Annotated in this window: 17 protein-coding genes; all 17 read right to left on the bottom strand. The window is 65.3% G+C overall.

What is annotated here, in order from left to right; all coding sequences use genetic code 11:
• Positions 1 to 290: 290 nt before the first annotated feature.
• A complete protein-coding gene (locus HGI30_RS01650) occupies positions 291 to 1,139 on the bottom strand; it encodes an SDR family NAD(P)-dependent oxidoreductase (protein ID WP_168906100.1) in 849 nt (282 codons plus the stop codon).
• A gap of 12 nt (positions 1,140 to 1,151) precedes the next feature.
• Entirely contained in the window at positions 1,152 to 2,396 is a 1,245-nt protein-coding gene (locus HGI30_RS01645) for an ABC transporter permease (RefSeq protein WP_168906099.1), read from the bottom strand.
• On the bottom strand, positions 2,393 to 3,289 hold the full coding sequence (locus tag HGI30_RS01640) for an ABC transporter ATP-binding protein (protein ID WP_168906098.1): 897 nt from the start codon (positions 3,287 to 3,289) through the stop codon (positions 2,393 to 2,395). The genes HGI30_RS01645 and HGI30_RS01640 overlap by 4 nt, the downstream gene beginning before the upstream one ends.
• A 33-nt stretch (positions 3,290 to 3,322) precedes the next feature.
• Entirely contained in the window at positions 3,323 to 4,519 is a 1,197-nt protein-coding gene (mpaP, locus tag HGI30_RS01635) for a daptide biosynthesis intramembrane metalloprotease (protein WP_168906097.1), read from the bottom strand.
• A 197-nt stretch (positions 4,520 to 4,716) separates the two neighbouring features.
• Positions 4,717 to 4,854, bottom strand: a complete 138-nt coding sequence (locus HGI30_RS01630; RefSeq protein ID WP_164820113.1) for a daptide-type RiPP — start codon at positions 4,852 to 4,854, stop codon at positions 4,717 to 4,719.
• A gap of 88 nt (positions 4,855 to 4,942) precedes the next feature.
• Positions 4,943 to 5,068 (bottom strand): daptide-type RiPP, encoded by a 126-nt coding sequence (locus HGI30_RS23425; protein ID WP_268957823.1) that lies wholly within the window; start codon positions 5,066 to 5,068, stop codon positions 4,943 to 4,945.
• A 40-nt stretch (positions 5,069 to 5,108) separates the two neighbouring features.
• Positions 5,109 to 5,246 carry a daptide-type RiPP gene (locus tag HGI30_RS01625; RefSeq protein ID WP_168906096.1) on the bottom strand — a complete coding sequence of 46 codons (138 nt, stop codon included), beginning with the start codon at positions 5,244 to 5,246 and terminating at the stop codon, positions 5,109 to 5,111.
• 41 nt (positions 5,247 to 5,287) lie between these two features.
• A complete protein-coding gene (locus tag HGI30_RS23420) occupies positions 5,288 to 5,413 on the bottom strand; it encodes a daptide-type RiPP (protein WP_268957822.1) in 126 nt (41 codons plus the stop codon).
• Positions 5,414 to 5,456: 43 nt separating this feature from the next.
• Positions 5,457 to 5,573 carry a daptide-type RiPP gene (locus HGI30_RS23515; RefSeq protein WP_328805219.1) on the bottom strand — a complete coding sequence of 39 codons (117 nt, stop codon included), beginning with the start codon at positions 5,571 to 5,573 and terminating at the stop codon, positions 5,457 to 5,459.
• Between the two features lie 45 nt (positions 5,574 to 5,618).
• A complete protein-coding gene (locus HGI30_RS23510; RefSeq protein WP_328805218.1) occupies positions 5,619 to 5,732 on the bottom strand; it encodes a daptide-type RiPP in 114 nt (37 codons plus the stop codon).
• A gap of 50 nt (positions 5,733 to 5,782) precedes the next feature.
• Complete coding sequence (locus HGI30_RS23505; protein WP_304363381.1) at positions 5,783 to 5,893, bottom strand: daptide-type RiPP; 111 nt, start codon at positions 5,891 to 5,893, stop codon at positions 5,783 to 5,785.
• A 174-nt stretch (positions 5,894 to 6,067) separates the two neighbouring features.
• Positions 6,068 to 6,199 carry a hypothetical protein gene (locus HGI30_RS23415; RefSeq protein ID WP_268957821.1) on the bottom strand — a complete coding sequence of 44 codons (132 nt, stop codon included), beginning with the start codon at positions 6,197 to 6,199 and terminating at the stop codon, positions 6,068 to 6,070.
• Between the two features lie 8 nt (positions 6,200 to 6,207).
• Entirely contained in the window at positions 6,208 to 7,614 is a 1,407-nt protein-coding gene (mpaD, locus tag HGI30_RS01620) for a daptide-type RiPP biosynthesis aminotransferase (protein WP_168906095.1), read from the bottom strand.
• A 17-nt stretch (positions 7,615 to 7,631) separates the two neighbouring features.
• On the bottom strand, positions 7,632 to 9,998 hold the full coding sequence (locus tag HGI30_RS01615; protein WP_168906094.1) for a serine/threonine-protein kinase: 2,367 nt from the start codon (positions 9,996 to 9,998) through the stop codon (positions 7,632 to 7,634).
• A gap of 339 nt (positions 9,999 to 10,337) precedes the next feature.
• Positions 10,338 to 11,900 (bottom strand): glycosyltransferase family 39 protein, encoded by a 1,563-nt coding sequence (locus tag HGI30_RS01610; protein ID WP_168906093.1) that lies wholly within the window; start codon positions 11,898 to 11,900, stop codon positions 10,338 to 10,340.
• A gap of 24 nt (positions 11,901 to 11,924) precedes the next feature.
• The gene (locus HGI30_RS01605) at positions 11,925 to 13,979 is read right to left on the bottom strand and encodes a cyclic di-GMP-binding domain-containing protein, MshE-related (RefSeq protein ID WP_168906092.1); all 2,055 of its coding nucleotides are present in this window, start codon (positions 13,977 to 13,979) and stop codon (positions 11,925 to 11,927) included.
• Positions 13,964 to 15,367: a sugar phosphate nucleotidyltransferase gene (locus HGI30_RS01600; RefSeq protein WP_168906091.1), complete on the bottom strand. Its 1,404-nt coding sequence runs from the start codon at positions 15,365 to 15,367 to the stop codon at positions 13,964 to 13,966. The genes HGI30_RS01605 and HGI30_RS01600 overlap by 16 nt, the downstream gene beginning before the upstream one ends.

Below are 15,367 nucleotides of genomic sequence, written 5' to 3'. Positions count from 1 at the left end.
GCCAGGCCCGGGAGTCGGCTCCGCTGCGGAAGATGCTGGCTTCGCCGGGTACTCCGGCTCAGGGCGCCGCTGTGTGTCCGCCGGGTATCCGGCTCAAGGCGCTGCCGATGAATGCGTTTCGCCGGGTAACCGGCTCGGGTGCTGCTTATGGATGCGCTTCGCCGGGTATCCGGCCGGGTGCTGCTTATGGATGCGCTCCGCCGGGTATCCGGCTTGCGGTGATGCTTCTGGAGGATGGATTCTCGAAAAGGGGGATTCCGGTCGGGCCGTCGGCTCAGGCGCACCGGCCGTCAGAGGGCGGTCCAGCCGCCGTCGACGACGAGGTTATGCCCGGTAATCATGCCGGCCGCGTCCGTCGCCAGGAACAGCGCCGAGCGGGCGATGTCCTCCGGCGTCGCGAACTTGCGCAGCGGCAGCTTGGGCAGGTTGGCCCGCAGGAACTGCGGATCGGTCAGATGCGGCTCGCTCGCCTCGGTCAGCACGAACGTCGGCGACACTGTGTTGACGCGGATGCCGTATTTCGCCCATTCGACCGCGAGCGCCTTGGACAGATGGATGAGTCCGGCCTTGCTGGCGCAGTAGGGAGCGCGGTTCTCGTTGGCGACGACGCCGTGCTGCGAGGCGATCATGACGATCGAGCCGCGCTTCTTGCGGACCATCGCCTTGGCCACCTCGCGGGTGAGGAAAAACGTGCCCTTGAGATTGATGTCCACGACAAAGTCCCATTCCTCCTGCGTGAGCGTCAGCGCCGGCTGCAGCAGGTTGACGCCGGCGTTGTTGACGAGGTAGTCCACGCCCGCCTCGACCTCGCCGCCGATGCGCGCGGCCGCCTCCTCGACCTGCTCCATGCGGCGCAGGTCGAGCGGCAGGCAGCTCGCCTGCACGCCATGCTCCCGCCGCAGCGCGGCGGCGCTCTCCTCCAGCAGCGGCATGCGCTCCGGCAGCTCGGTCAGGACGAGCGACGCGCCGGAGGCGGCGAACTGCCGCGCGATCTCCTCGCCGATGCCGCGCCCGGCCCCGGTCACCATCGCCCACTGGCCGAGCAGCGGCCGGGCCGCCGCCCCTTCCGGCCGGACGGCCGGAGGCGGGATCGGGACAGATCGGGCGGGCGGCGCCACCTTGGTGATGTCTATCGCCATGTGCGCCCCTCCTTACATCGTCGACCGAAGCGCTTTGTAGATCAGCTTCGGCGTCGGCTTCTGCCCGTAGAGCAGGACGCCGACCTGATAGATTTTGGCGGAAATCCAGCAGGCGATGCCCGTGGAGGCGAGCAGGATGAGCGTCGGCACGAGAATCTCGGTCCAGGTCGGCTCGGTCATCCCGACCCGGACGAACATCGTGAACGGCGTCGCGAACGGGATGTAGGAGCTGACGACGGCGAGGCTGCCGTCCGGAGAGCCGAGCGAGATCAGCGCGACCAGGAAGCCACCCATCATGATGACCGAGACCGGCAGGATCATGCCGTTGACCTCCTCGCTGCGGCTGACGAGCGAGCCGCAGGCGGCGAACAGCGCCGCGTAGAAGAAGTAGCCGAGGATGAAGAACAGTACGAGCAGGGCGATCGTCTTGGCGCCCAGCATCGAGAAGTCGACCGTGAAGCCGAACAAATCGAGCGCTCCGCCCGAGCCGGAGGCGAGAAGCATGCCGTAGCCAATGCCCAGGATGAGGACGAACTGCAGCAGGCCGGCGAGGCCGACGCCGAACACCTTTCCGAACAGCAGCTGCTCCGGCTTTACTTTGGTGATGAGGATTTCCTTGATGCGGGAGCTCTTCTCGACCGAGACGGAGACGGCCACGTTGCCGCCGAACAGGTAGATCAGCAGGTAGAGCATGAAGGTGATGAGGTAGACCGGCAAATACATGACGAGGGCCGACTTGCTGCCCGCCTTGAGCTCCTGCACGTCGAGCTGCAAGGCCGCGGTCACGCGCTCCTTCTGCGCCGGATCCAGCGTCAGCTTGCCGAGCTCGCTTGCCGTGTAGACCCCTTGGACGTAGGTCCCAAGCGCTTCGGCATAAGGCGCGTCGTCAAGCTTGTTGACTGTCAGCGAGAGCACCGGCTTGCCGTCCTTCTCCTCGATCGCCGCCAGGCCGAGCAGGCTGTCGTCGTCCTTGGCCAGCTGCGCGCGGGCCTCGGCTTCCCCGGACGGCTCGACAAGCTTCCAGGCGTACGAGGGCGACACGCCTTGCGCGAGGCTTTCCGGCGTCAACGCCAAGTCGGTCTTGTTGACGACGGCGACCGTACCGTCGACCGATTCGCCGCCATCCGACTGCAATACCTTGGGGAGGAAGATGAGCGCCGCCAGCAGCACCGCCGCGATGTAGATCGTCAGCGTGAACGATTTGGACCGGAGACGCTCCCGGAAGGAATACCGGAATACAAGGCCGAACTGCTTCATGCTCCTTCGCCTACCTTTTCAATGAAGATTTCATGGAGCGTCGGCTCCTTGAGCTCGAACTTGAGCAGCTTCACGCCCGCGCCCGCCATCGACTGCATGAGGCCGTGGGCCTGCTCCTCGCTGTCGACCTTGACCTGCCACTCATGGAGCGACTCCTCGACCGGCTGCATGCCGAACGTCGCCAGATGCGGGGTCAAGTCCTGCTCGCTGCGCAGCAGCAGGCTCGTGCGCCCGTAGGAGCGCTTGATGTCGGCCAGCTTGCCGGAGACGGTCATCTGGCCGCGCTTGAGAATGCACACATAGTCGCAGAACCGCTCGACCTGGCCCATCTGGTGGCTGGAGAAAATCATCGTCTTGCCCAGCTTCAGCTGGTCCTGCACGACGGATGCCAGCATGTCGGAGTTGACCGGGTCGAGGCCGCTGAACGGCTCGTCGAGGATGACCAGCTCGGGATCGTGGATGAGCGAGGAGATGATCTGCACCTTCTGCTGATTGCCCTTGGACAGCTGCTCGACGCGCTTGCCCTCGTGCTCGGCGATGCCGAGCCGCTCCAGCCAGCCGCGCATCGCCTTGACCGCCGCCGGCCGGGACAGTCCCTCTAGCATCGCGAAGTAGATGAGCTGCTCGCTGACCTTCTCCTTCGGATACAGGCCGCGCTCCTCCGGCAGATAGCCGATGCTCGGGCGGTTGTCCTGGATCGGCTTGCCGTCCCAGGTGATGGAGCCGGACTCGTACTCGACCAGGCCGAGGACGGAGCGGATCGTCGTCGTCTTGCCCGCCCCGTTGCCGCCGAGCAGGCCGAACGCCTGGCCGGTGCGCGCTTCGAGCGAGATGCCGTGCAGCACCGTCTTCCCTCCGTAGCGCTTGATTAAGTGATTGATTTCCAGTCCCATCTCATATCCCACCTTGTCTTGGTTTGGAGCCGGTTAAGCCGGCTGTCTCATCGTCCGGAAAAACTTGCCCATGTGATAGAGCATGACGACCGCGATGCCGGCGGTCACGAGGAAGCTGAAGGCGCCGATCCAGCCTTGCAGCCGCTCCTGCACCTGCAGGATGCCCCAGAGCCAGAAGCAGGGGGTGAACGCCGCCGCCGCCGCGCCGTAGGCGAGCAGGATCGAGCGCTCCCGGCGGCTCGGGGGGCTTGCCGCGATCGGATCGCGGGGGCCGGGCAGGCGCAGCAGGCTCCAGAGAGAGCGGAACGCCTTGCTCCGCAGGTTGGCGATGCCGAGGCAGTGGCTCAGCATCCAGTAGCCGTCGAGCTTGACGAGCGGCATCAGGTTGAGCACGCTCATGCCGACGTTGGCGAAGGCGTAATACAGCAGCAGCTCCGACGGCTGCGCTCCGGCCGCTTGGAGCCCGCCGTAGGCGAGGATCGCGAGCGAGGAGAGCAGCCACTGGCTGAACACGCCTGCCGCCAGCACCGCCATCTTATGCCGCCTGCGCCGGAACGTATACGTGTCGCTCACGTCGCAGAACATCGCCGGGCTGAAGTAGAACAGCATCGCGCCCATCTGCTTCACGCGTCCGCCGTAGTATTTGCACGTCATGCCGTGGCCGAGCTCGTGGATGACTGTCGTCAGGACGATCATCGCGTAGATCGCCGCGTACTGGGCCCAGCCGAGGCCGTACGGGTCGAGGCCGACGGCCAGCTGCGGCTGCGCCAGCAGCAGCGCGAGGGCGCCGAGCATGACAAGCCCGTAGGCCGCGATCGCCGCCGGATGGAGCAGCGAGCGGATGAGCGGCAGCCGGCGGTCCAGCCAGGCGTCGGGATCGACGGAGAAGAACTTGATCGTCGTCAGATCGTCGATGCGCCAGTTGAAGCGCCACTTGCGGGTGCCGGCCGCTTCCTCCTCCGGCACGGCCGGGTCGAGGAAGCCCCATTCGCCGAACTTGGAGGCGAGATAAGCCTGCTCCTCCTCCGATAGGCTGCCGGCGTAGGGGGCGGCCTGCTCGGCCGCCTCGCCCTGCGGAGCGGAGCTCGCGGCGGCGGGTGTCGAGGCGAGATATTGCAGGTACTCCGTCTCGCGCGGTCCCATGCGGATGAACTTGCGGCTTGATCTATGTTGAACCAGGAACAGGTTGTTTTCGATCTCATGGATATCGAAGGCTGATGCGGTCGACATCTCGTTCACCTCGAATCGTTCATAGTGTCCAGAAGAAAAGCCAAAGTCGTGAAAAAGGGCGGCAAGCCGTCGATGCGCAGCGTCATGGGGAGGACTCCCCCGCCCGGCTCCAGCGTCCAGGCGGGGAGAGAGTCTCCCATCTCAAGCGGCTGAGAGGCTCAGCCGGGTCAAGCGGGCGATCGTTCGTCCAGCAGGTCTTAGGTGAAGGCGATGATGGCGGTGACGGCTGCGACAGCGCCCAGGCCGACGGCTACGCCTTCGACGAAGTCTTTGCCGCTGCCTGGAGCGGATACGTCCTCAAGCAGTTCCATATGCAGGTTCAGGGATTGGTTCATGGATGATTCCTCCTTGGATAATAGGTTTGGGTTGGATCAAGGCCAGGATAGGGTGAAAAGGGTCGATCTCGGTTAAGTAAGGCCGCGATTACGTGAAGGCGATGATGCCGATGCCGATGGCGACGCCTACCGCTACGCCGGCGATGTATTCCGCGTCGCCGGGAGCCGCGACGGCTTCCAGTTCCTCCAGCTGCAGGGACAGGGCTTGGTTCATGGGTTTGGCCTCCTTTTTCGAAGAATGAGGGGGGTTGGCCTTACGTGAAGGCGATGATGCCGACGACGGCTGCGACGGCGCCCAGGCCGACGGCTACGCCTTCGACGAAGTCTTGCGCGTCGCCGGGGGCGGCTACGTCTTCGAGCAGCTCCATGTGCAGGTTCAGGGATCGGTTCATGGATGGTTCCTCCTTTCAATAGAATTGGGTTGGATAGGGAATTACGTGAAGGCGATGATGCCGATGCCGATCGCGACGCCTACCGCTACGCCGGCGATGTACGCGCCGTCGCCCGGTGCCGCGACGGTTTCCAGTTCCTCCAGCTGGAGGGACAGAGCTTGGTTCATGGATTTGGCCTCCTTTCTATGGAAGCTGAATCAGGCCGATCGATTACGTGAAGGCGATCGCTCCGATGCCGATGCCGATGCCGATGCCGATCGCGACGTCTTGCCAGTCCGGCGCGGTCACGCCTTCGAGCTCCTCGAGCTGCAGGGACAGGTTTTTCATGGATTTCACCTCCTTGGCCGAATCTCGAATGCAGGAGAACACGGATTACGTGAAGGCGATGACGCCGATGCCGATGCCGACGCCGATCGCGACATCGCCCCAATCGACCGGAGCGGCGACCGCCTCGAGCTCTTCGAGCTGCAGGGACAGGTTCTTCATGGATTTCACCTCCTCTCGTGGAATCAAGCGCTTGACGCGGGGTTCAAAACCTAGGTGAGGGCCGCGATGCCCAGACCGATCGCGATGATGACGACCGTATCTTGCCAGCCAGGAGCCGCGACGGCTTCCAGCTCTTCGAGCTGCAGGGAGATTTCGTTCATGGAATTCACCTCCTGGAATGGAATGCACTCGGGATGCTAGCGATTAGAAGAAGATGATCGGATCGATCGGGAACGGATGCGGGAACGGAATCGGAAGCTTCGGGAACGGAAGAGGCCAGATTGCCATCATGGGTATCACCTCCTAGGCGGAATGAAGGACAGGTCGCGGATCGGTCAGCGGAAGGAAAGGAAGCTGCCGATGCGATGCAGGCAGGCCCGCAGCCGGGAGATGACGACGGACTCCGCTTCCGGCTCGGCCGGAGGCAGCTCCAGCGGCGAGGCCAGGTCATGCTTGGCCGGATTCATGCTCGCGCTCACCTCCCTCCCAGCGAGCGGGCGATGATCTGGACGATCTTGCGGATCTCGCCGTCCTCGATAATCAGCGGAGGGAACAGGTGGAAGCCGGTCGTCACGCCGGGCGTATGGATCGGGTAGACGAGCAGGCCGCGCTGCTTCAGCCGGGCGACGACATCCCGCAGGCGGTCTGCATCGAGCAGCGCCCGCTGCGAGCGGTCCGAGGTGAGGGCGACGCCGATCATGAGCCCTTGTCCCCGTGTCTCGAGGTACAGCGGATTCGCGGCCAGCGCTTCGTTGAGCAGGTGGCGGAGCAGCTCGCCCTTGCGGGTCACCTCGGCCAGAAGCCCGGGCTGCTCCAGCGCCTCGACGGTCGCGAGGCCGGCGGCGCAGGCGATCGGATTGCCGTTCTGCGTCGACAGATGCTCGATATGAGAGCCGGCCCGGGCGAACGCCTGGTAGATCGCGTCGCTGAACAGCGTCGCGCCGAGCGGCAGGTAGCCGCTGTTGATGCCTTTGGACAAACAGAGGATGTCGGGCGTCGCGCCGCTGTGCTCGAAGGCGAACATGCGTCCCGTGCGGCCCATGCCCGTTGCCACCTCGTCGAAGGCGAGCAGGACGCCGGAGGCGTCGCACAGCTCGCGGATTCTCCGCAGGTAGCGGTCCGGCAGCGGCAGGATGCCGCCCGACCCGATGATCGGCTCGAGGATGATGCCGCCGAGACGGCCTTCCTCCTCCGCGAACAGCCTCTCCAGCTCCGCCAGCCGGCGCTCCAGCAGCTCGCCCTCCAGCACGGCCGGCTTGCCGTCGTCGCCGAGCGGCACGGGATGGAACCGGAAGCCGGGCACCTTGGGGCCGTAGCTCTCCGAAATCTCCTGGTCGATGCCGCTTGCGCTCATCGAGCCGTAGTACGTGCCGTGGTAGGACTTGTCGAGCACCGCGATGAGCGTGCGCTCCGGCCGTCCCGACAGCTGATGGAACTTGCGGATGAGCTTGATCGCCAGCTCCACCGACTCCGAGCCGGTGCACGTATAGGCGACCTTGGCCAGAGACGGCGGCGTCAGGCGCAGCAGCGTCTCGGCGAATGCGAGCGTCGTCGGATTGGCGCCGTCGACAGGGTTGACGTAGGGCAGCCGGTCGAGCTGGTCGACGATCGCCTGGCGGATGCCGGGATGGCGGTAGCCGAGCGAGACGTTCCAGAGCCCGCTGATGCCGTCGATATAGGTCTTGCCGTTCGTGTCCTGGACGTAGATGCCGTCTCCCGCCGCGAAGGAGGGGAAGGCTTCGCCCAGACGGACGTCCTTGAGCGGATGGACGATCGGGTAGCCGGGCGGCTGCAGGACGGGCGGCGGCGCAGCCGCCGGATCGGCGGCGCGAGCAGCGCCGGCGGCGGGTTGGTCCTGGCTTGCAGAGGGATGGTTCCGCATGTCGGATCTCCTTTCGTTCACGATGCCCGTGCGGGCAGATGGAGGCAGCCTTGGCGGCTGAACTGCTCGATCGCCTGCGAGACGGCGGCGGCGGCGTAGGCCGGCTCCGTGCCGTACTTCGCCTGCAGCGCCTCGGCCAGCTCGGCTTCGGTCGCGCCGACCATCAGCCCTTCGAGCAGCAGCGCCATCGGCTCGCTGAGCTTGAGCACCTTTTGGCTGACGGCCTGGTACAGCACCGGCGTACCGTCCGTCGTCAAGAGGAACACCGCCTCGCTGACGAGCGAAGGACGCGCGGCCATGCCGGGGTGAGGGTAGTAGTGGGTGCAGGTCGGCAGCGAGACGAGCAGCGTCTCGGCGTCCAGCGCGGACAGCGCTTGGGTATGCCGGCGAAGCCCTTTGACCAGCTGCACCACTTGCATGTAGCGATGGAGCATGACGTGCTCGCGGCGGATGGCGCAATACTGCGAGGCCGTCATGTAGGGAGGCAGGAACGCGCACTGGGAGCAGGTCGAGCGGATCTCGCAGGAGCTGCAGCCGCGCAGCAGCTGCTCCTGGTCGGACAGCACCGCGGCCTGCAGCAGCAGCTGGTCCGGCGTGTCGTCCAGATGCCCGATCGGCGCGCAGCCCCGGCAGGAGGCCACCTCGCCCTCCTTGTCCGCGAACAGCCTCGGCAGCTTGCGGGCCGAGCAGGCGCCCGCCGCCGACCAGCGGCAGCTGTCCATTACATGCGACTGGACTTCATAGCCATGGGCGAAGCGTCCCGTGCGGCTGAACCCGTCCACGTCGTCGAGGAACCGATCAAGGTCGCGCTCGCTGCGGAGCTCCAGCAGCCGGAAGGCGGCGGGCTCACACGCGCCGTCCTCGGCCGCGGCTTCCTCATAGCGCTGGCGCTGCAGCGAGATCGGCTCGGCCAGCAGAAAGTCGTTCAGCCGCAGCTGCCAGCGGCCGCTCTCGTCGCGATCCAGCCGATTGGCGTTGGAGAGATAGACACCTTCGCGCTCGGCCTCGCCGCCGGCCCGGTCGAAGCGGCGGTCCAGCCGCTTCCACCTGCCGTCCTGATCGTAGAAGATCGGCGGCTCTATTATATCCAAGCTTTCGTCCCTGTTTTCTTGGTTTTGTTCGAAAAAGATCGCGCTGTTGAGGGCGGAATGCTCGCCCATGCGCCGGATCGTCTCGGGCCTCCAGCCGTCCTCGTCGACGCCGATATGCTTGGCGCCCCCTCCGAGGGCATGCGGCGGGTAATGTCCGGTCATGAAGGCGAGGAAGCCGTTCACGAGCGCCGCCTCCGAGCTCGATCCGAGCCGCTCACGCGCCAGCTCCTCCAGCGGAGCGGGCAGCAGCATGCGGGCCTCGGCACCAGCGGCAGCGGGGATGGCGGCCGTGATCGCATCCCGGGCGAGCAACCCTTCGTCCAGGCACTGCCTCAGCTGCCCGGCGACCCGCCTCGATCCCGACTCCGTGCTGCCAGGCGACGTCTCCAGCACGACACGCAGCCGCAGCTCCGGCCAGGCAATCCTCAGCTCGCGGAGCATGTCGGAGAGGAAAGGCTCCGTCTCGTCCAGGCTGTCCGGCAGCCGCAGCGTCAGCGTGCTGGCGCCCCTCTCCGCGAGCCGGGCGGCTCCGCCGCTCCGCCAGCGCTCCAGCGTCAGCTCGACCGACCACGTCGCGCTTCCCCCGCATGCCTCCAGCGCCTCGGCCACGGCGGCCTCTCGCGCCTCGTCGGCCGTCGCCGCTTCGTAGCCGATCAGCCGCAGCTCCGGCCGCGCCTGGCGGGAAGCCGCGGCCGCGAGCCGGATGTCCCGGGCGAGCCGCTCCGGCGAGTGCAGCCGGAGGCCGTCCGGAGCGGATGCTCCTCCCAGCCGATCCGAAGCCTTGACCGCCAGCAGCGGCGCCTGCCGCATCGAGGCCGCTTCCTCCCATACGCCGGCGATGGCGTCGAGCGCGTCCATCTCGTCGGCCGCCTCGTCCGGCGCGTCCGGTTCAAGCAGCCGGTGCAGGACGCGCTCCGGCTCCGAGCGCACCAGCCGCTCCACCGTCGCCGGCAGCGAGCGGTCCGGCAGCTCGGCCGCCCACTCGCCGAACCAGAAGATCCGCAGCGAGCCGTCGAGGTCGGCGAGCGTGCCGCTCAGCTCCCGGCAGAGACGGTAGGAGGCGGGCGTGACGTGGAAGGCGACCGCGTCGTTGCCGAGCGAGAGCAGGTCCTCCGCCGTCTCGTACCGCCCGGCCAGGCTGGCCTGGATGTACTGCGCCGTCGGCGTGCCCTGCTGCTTGAAGTAGGCCCTCACGTACCGGCAGTCCAGCTGGTCCTCCGCCGCGAACAGCCTCGGCGAGCTCGCCTCCAGATGGACCAGCGTCAATCCGCCTCCGAATGAAAATCCCTTCATGCCGTCTCCTCCTCGCCCTCGTCGTCTCTTCTCTTTCGTTGCCCTCGTCCGGTTCGTGCTCTCGTTGTTTCCCTTGTTTTCACTATAAGCGATCTTTTTCCCATTCACACCGAAAACGAGGCTTCGTCATTCCACAAACCGCTTGCGGAAAAGAACCGAAAAAAAGCCGCAAGCCCGCGCGGCTTTGCGGGTTTGCGGCTTTGCGGGGACGGCAGCGCGGGGCTTGCGGGATTGCGGCGGCGCCAGGGACCGGCGAGGGAGAAAAAAACGCCGGAAGCCGATCTCCCCGATGAGATCGGCTTCCGGCGTCCAGCGTCGGTCCGCTCGCTGGAGCAGCGGTCATTCCGTCTCCGGCTTGACCTTGTACAGCTTCCAATATTCGCCGGCCTGGCGGTACAGCTCCGCCCAGTCCGCTCCCTGCTCATAGAGGGAAGGGTACTTCTTGTTCACTTCGTCCAGCGAGAGCACCGCCTGCGGATTGGGCACCAGCACGTACTCGACGCCATGCTCCGCCGGCGCCTCCAGCGCGTCCGCGAATTCGCTGTCGCTGGTGATGAGGAACTGGCGAGGGCTGTCGCTGCCCATGACGATCCGGAAGCTGCTGAACGAGTCGGTCAGGATCGTCCGGCCCGGAAGCTCGCGGTCGATCACGTCCGTCATCTGCTTTCCGGCCTGCTGCTCGGCGTAAAGCTTGTTCTGCCGGAACGCCTCGTACTCGTCGGAAGCGATCGTCGGGTCGTTCATCATGCCGAGCATGACATAGCCGCTGCCCGCGAGCGATACGAGCAGCAGCGCGACGCCTGTGCGCCGATGCCGCAGGCGGCTGATCTCGTACGGCATCCAGGCCGCCGCGATCGGGAAGACGTACATATAGTAGCGGATCCAGGCGGCCGTGCCGCCCCGCAGCAGAAGAATGAACTGCATGGCCGGAATGCTCAGCGCCAGCAGCAGCAGGAGCAGCACGTCTCGCCGCAGCAGCCTGCCCTCATAGAGCCGGATGAGCAGGATCGCGAGCAGAGGCAGGCTGAAGTAGGCGGTCCGCTCTCCGACGAACAGCAGCGTATTCCATGGATTGCCGATCAGGCGCTGGAATTTCTCGTCCTGGAGCAGCTCGGCCTGGCCCAGATTGCCATAGTCCGAGGTGAGGAAGTAGAGCGGATCTCCCATGATCGTCCAGTTGAAGAAAATCCACAGCAAGCCGGAGTAGACGACCGGCGCCAGCAGCAGCGTCCATGTTCCCTCGGCCTGCTGCAGCCGGTGCTTGAGCGTCTCCTCCCGATCACGGACGATCCAGATCAGCACGGCGAGCGCCAGCGCCGCGCCGAAAAACACCGTCTCGTACCGGGTCCAGAACGCCAGCGCCAGCGCGACGGCCGCCAGCACGAGCGGCCCTGCCGACTGCTTCCCCATCCAGAGCAGCAGCTGCACGACGCAGATGGTGATGAAATAGATGAAGATCGCTTCGGTGAGGCCGTTCGCCCCATAGTAGAAGATATACGGATTGAAGGCGTACAGCAGTGCGAGCAGCACGCTCAGCCTGCGGCGGAGGCCGAATCGGTCGCCCGCCCGCACGAGCTGGACCGCCGTCAGCGCGGCGAAAAGGCTCGAGACGATGACGGCGGCGATGCCCTGCGCGGCCAGCCCTTTGTAGAGCGGATAGAACACGAGCACGACGAGCTCCATGAGGCTCGGCAGCGGATTCCAGACGAAGCCGATGTTCGCCAGGCCGGGCTCGCGGCTGTACAGGACATAGAAGGCGTTGGCTACGCGGCTCGACGCGTCGCCCGACATGAAGCCGTAGACGGCGGCGAGGTAGAATCCGAATCCGAATTCGAGCAGCAGCACGAAGCCGAAGACGGCATATAGTCCCGTTCGGGAGGAAGATAGACGATGCGATTTCATAAGTTCACCTGTCCGCTCGTGAGATCAGGCCGAAGCGTCGACGCCCGCATGGGTATCCGTCGTCGCATGGCCGTGCTGCGTTTTTTCCCAATAAAAGGGCTTGGTGACCAGCTGCCAGGCCGCTTTCATCGCCGCGATGCTCATGAGCACCCAGTAGGCGGGCGCCAGCAGCGTGTACTTGACCAGCGAGTAGGAGAAGACGCGGCTGCCCTTGTCGTGCAGGTCGCGCGTCACCCAGTAGATGCCCGCCGTGAAGCTGTAGACGAAAACGAAGTTGCCCAGGAACAGCTCGAACGCCGCGAAATAATAGATCGGTCCCGGGAAGAAGAGCGGGATCACCTCGACGCGGGCCAGATACCAGAGCAGCAGCATCGTCCAGAAGATCGGATTGAGCAGCGGCAGCAGCGGCGTCGCCAGCACCATCGCCTGGAAGCCGAGGAAACCCCGCGGACCGAGATCGCGCCACAGCCGCAGCGGGTCCCGCATATGGACGAGCCAGGTCTGCATGTAGCCCTTGATCCAGCGGGAGCGCTGGCGGATCCAGTTGCCGACGCGGCTCGTCGCTTCCTCCCAGGTGCGGGAGTCGACGATCGCCGTCTTGTAGCCTTCCTTGTACAGCCGCACGCCGAGATCGGCGTCCTCGGTCACGTTGTACGGATCCCATGCGTTGATCGACTTGAGCACGCCCGTCTTGAAGTGGTTGGACGTGCCTCCGAGCGGAATCGGGACGTCCAGCTTCATGACGCCGGGCAGCAGCAGCTCGAACCACATGCTGTATTCATGCGTGAACCAGCGCGTCAGCAGGTTCTGCTCGCTGTTGAAGTAGTTCAGCTTGGCCTGCACGCAGCAGACGTTGTCCGGGCTTCGCTTGAAAGCAAGAAACACCTTTTTGAGCTGGTCCGGGTCGGGACGGTCCTCCGCATCGTAGATGACGACGTACTCTCCGCGGGCGCGGATGAGGCCGTAGTTGCACGCTTTGGGCTTTGTCTTGGGCAGGCTGTGCGGAACGACCAGCACCGTGTAGTACGAAGGCGGATTCATCGCCTTCAGCAGCTCCTGCGCCTCGACGTCGTCCTCCTCGATGAGCAGGCGCACGTCGAGCTTGGCTTTCGGGTAGTCGATCGCGTCGATGTTGCGCATGAGCGTCGGCAGGATATTGCTCTCCTTGTACATTGGAACGAGAATCGTATAGATCGGAAGCTCCCGCTCGTCGATCGCCGCGATCTCCTCCTCCTCGAAGCGCAGCTGCGCGCTTTCCTTCGAGCCGAAGTAGAGGATGCCGTACTTGAAGACGGTCATGACCAGGTACAGCAGCTGGATGCCGATATTGACGACGATGAGCGTCGTCAGCCAGTCCCAGGCCAAGCCGGCCAGGAACAGAATCAGGGCAAGGGCCCCTACGGCCAGCTGCGGCTTCGTGAAGGTCACATGCGCCGAGTCCTCCGGGTTTTCCTGCATCAGCTTTTCGGTGCTCTCCTGCATGAGCTCGGTCGTATACACCTGCTTGTAGAAAAACTCCATCTCCTCGCGAGTCGCCAGCACTTGCTCCGCCCGGCTGCCGAGCCGCTCCTCAAGCTCGCGCAGCTGCTCCGGGGCCAGAGGCGCTCCCGCCGCCACGAGGCAGCGGTCGAGATCGCGGTTGATGACGACGGCGTTCAGCCGGCGCGCCAGCGCCTCCGGAAGCTTGTGCTCGTCCTCGAAGCTGAACTCCAGGCCGACCCGGCCGATCTGCTGCTGCGTCGCGATTTCCCGGTAAAGCCGATCCGGCTCGATCATGCCGAGCGACAGCAGGATGTCCCCTAAGATACCGCCGCTCTTCTGCTGGAACTCCAGCGCGCGCTCCAGCTGTTCCGGCATGATCGCGCCGGCGTCGACGAGCATTTCCCCGAGCCGCCCCTTCTGCCGCGACCGCTCGGTCAACCGCTCGATGTCGGCGGCGGGAATGCCTGCCTGCGCAGCCAAAATATCGCCCAGCCGCCCGCCGTATCGGCGCTGGTGCTCGATCGCCTGCTGCAGCTGCTCCTCGGTAATGAGCTCTTGCTGCAGCAGAAGGTCTCCGATCCTTACGTTTCCGTCCATGGCCTGCCCCCCTCCCGCTTTCCGCCGAACAGGGGAGATGGCGTTCCCCGGCTCGTTTCGTACTCGATGTCATCCTCGCTCACCGCGCTGCCTGACTGCACCTCGATCGCGTCCACATGCTCCAGCGCCCGCACCGCATGCCATGCTCCGGCCCGAAAATGGACCGAGTCGCCCGCGGCAACTCGGAAAACCTGTCCGTCCAGCACGATCTCCGCCTCGCCGCACAAGAATGTCCACACTTCGTCCCGCAGCCGATGGCGATGCGAGGCGATTTCCCTTCCTGCTCGAAGATGAAGACGCTTGGTGAGGGCATGGCCCAGCGAAGTTCGTTCCATATCGATGACGCGATACCAGCCGTAAGAGGTCTCCTCATACATAGCCCGCCCGTCCAGCTCGGAGACGATTCCCTTGAGTCCGGTCGAGCTGCGCTTGTCCGTCACGAGGATGCCGTCCGGGCTGGCGGCGACGACCGCATCGCGGATGCCGGAGACCACGATCGGAATCTGCAGCTCGTTGATGACGTGAGTGCCGTCGCAATCTTGTCCGAGCAATCCAGGACCGACGAGCTGGCCCGGCATCGTCTCGGTCCACTCGTTCCAGGTGCCCAGATCTCTCCAAGGCCCTTCGTAGGGCAGCACCGCGACCGAAGCCGCCCGCTCGACGACGCGATAGTCGAAGCTGATCGGCTCCAGCTGCTCATAAACGTCCAGAAGCTCCTCGTACGAGGCCGGCAGCCCCGCTTCTCGCAGCAGCGCTTCCACATAGCCGAGCCGGAAAGCGAACACGCCGCAGTTCCACCAAGCGCCTTGCCGAATCAGGCGCTCCGCCTCTACCGCGGGAGGCTTCTCGATGAATGCCGTCACTTGCCGCATGCGCGGCTCTTTCCCGATGGCCTCACCTGGCAAGAGGTACCCGTATTTATCCGATGCTTCGGTCGGCAGCCTGCCGATCAATCCGATCTCGCAGCCTGCCCCTTCCATCCGCTCTCCCAGCTCCCGAATCGCCTCATAGAAGCCGTCTCCCGCTTCGGCGTCGACCGGCATGACGACGGCGATCTCTTCGGCCGCAGCTCCCTCGGCCCGCAGATGCAGCGTCGCGAGAGCGACCGCCGGGAACGTATCGCGGCGAACCGGCTCCAGCACGAGCGGCACGCAGGCGCCAAGCTGCGTCTGAATCAAGCTCTGCTGCGTCAACCCGGCCGCGATGACGGACCGGTGCTGAAGGCCGTGGCGGCCGAGCTTTTCCCACACCCGCTGGATCATGGACGTTGGGGGCGCAGACTCGGGCTCGCCCTTCTGCCGGCTCTTGATGAATTGCTTGGAGCGCAGGTCGTTGGACAGCGGCCACAGCCTCTTGCCTGAACCGCCGGATAGCAGGATCAGCCTCAT

It is taken from the genome of Paenibacillus albicereus, from assembly GCF_012676905.1.
GTDB classification, from domain to species: domain Bacteria; phylum Bacillota; class Bacilli; order Paenibacillales; family Paenibacillaceae; genus Paenibacillus_O; species Paenibacillus_O albicereus.
Note: the sequence above shows the minus strand (reverse complement) of the source record. Positions and strands in the feature narration are given on the sequence as shown.

What these genes read in the sequence shown, in the direction of transcription:
- HGI30_RS01650 (WP_168906100.1), bottom strand. Translation starts at nt 1,139, where the DNA reads ATGGCGATAGACATCACCAAGGTGGCGCCGCCCGCCCGATCTGTCCCG.
- HGI30_RS01645 (WP_168906099.1), bottom strand. Translation starts at nt 2,396, where the DNA reads ATGAAGCAGTTCGGCCTTGTATTCCGGTATTCCTTCCGGGAGCGTCTC.
- HGI30_RS01640 (WP_168906098.1), bottom strand. Translation starts at nt 3,289, where the DNA reads ATGGGACTGGAAATCAATCACTTAATCAAGCGCTACGGAGGGAAGACG.
- mpaP (WP_168906097.1), bottom strand. Translation starts at nt 4,519, where the DNA reads ATGTCGACCGCATCAGCCTTCGATATCCATGAGATCGAAAACAACCTG.
- HGI30_RS01630 (WP_164820113.1), bottom strand. Translation starts at nt 4,854, where the DNA reads ATGAACCAATCCCTGAACCTGCATATGGAACTGCTTGAGGACGTATCC.
- HGI30_RS23425 (WP_268957823.1), bottom strand. Translation starts at nt 5,068, where the DNA reads ATGAACCAAGCCCTGTCCCTGCAGCTGGAGGAACTGGAAGCCGTCGCG.
- HGI30_RS01625 (WP_168906096.1), bottom strand. Translation starts at nt 5,246, where the DNA reads ATGAACCGATCCCTGAACCTGCACATGGAGCTGCTCGAAGACGTAGCC.
- HGI30_RS23420 (WP_268957822.1), bottom strand. Translation starts at nt 5,413, where the DNA reads ATGAACCAAGCTCTGTCCCTCCAGCTGGAGGAACTGGAAACCGTCGCG.
- HGI30_RS23515 (WP_328805219.1), bottom strand. Translation starts at nt 5,573, where the DNA reads ATGAAAAACCTGTCCCTGCAGCTCGAGGAGCTCGAAGGCGTGACCGCG.
- HGI30_RS23510 (WP_328805218.1), bottom strand. Translation starts at nt 5,732, where the DNA reads ATGAAGAACCTGTCCCTGCAGCTCGAAGAGCTCGAGGCGGTCGCCGCT.
- HGI30_RS23505 (WP_304363381.1), bottom strand. Translation starts at nt 5,893, where the DNA reads ATGAACGAAATCTCCCTGCAGCTCGAAGAGCTGGAAGCCGTCGCGGCT.
- HGI30_RS23415 (WP_268957821.1), bottom strand. Translation starts at nt 6,199, where the DNA reads ATGAATCCGGCCAAGCATGACCTGGCCTCGCCGCTGGAGCTGCCTCCG.
- mpaD (WP_168906095.1), bottom strand. Translation starts at nt 7,614, where the DNA reads ATGCGGAACCATCCCTCTGCAAGCCAGGACCAACCCGCCGCCGGCGCT.
- HGI30_RS01615 (WP_168906094.1), bottom strand. Translation starts at nt 9,998, where the DNA reads ATGAAGGGATTTTCATTCGGAGGCGGATTGACGCTGGTCCATCTGGAG.
- HGI30_RS01610 (WP_168906093.1), bottom strand. Translation starts at nt 11,900, where the DNA reads ATGAAATCGCATCGTCTATCTTCCTCCCGAACGGGACTATATGCCGTC.
- HGI30_RS01605 (WP_168906092.1), bottom strand. Translation starts at nt 13,979, where the DNA reads ATGGACGGAAACGTAAGGATCGGAGACCTTCTGCTGCAGCAAGAGCTC.
- HGI30_RS01600 (WP_168906091.1), bottom strand. Translation starts at nt 15,367, where the DNA reads ATGAGGCTGATCCTGCTATCCGGCGGTTCAGGCAAGAGGCTGTGGCCG.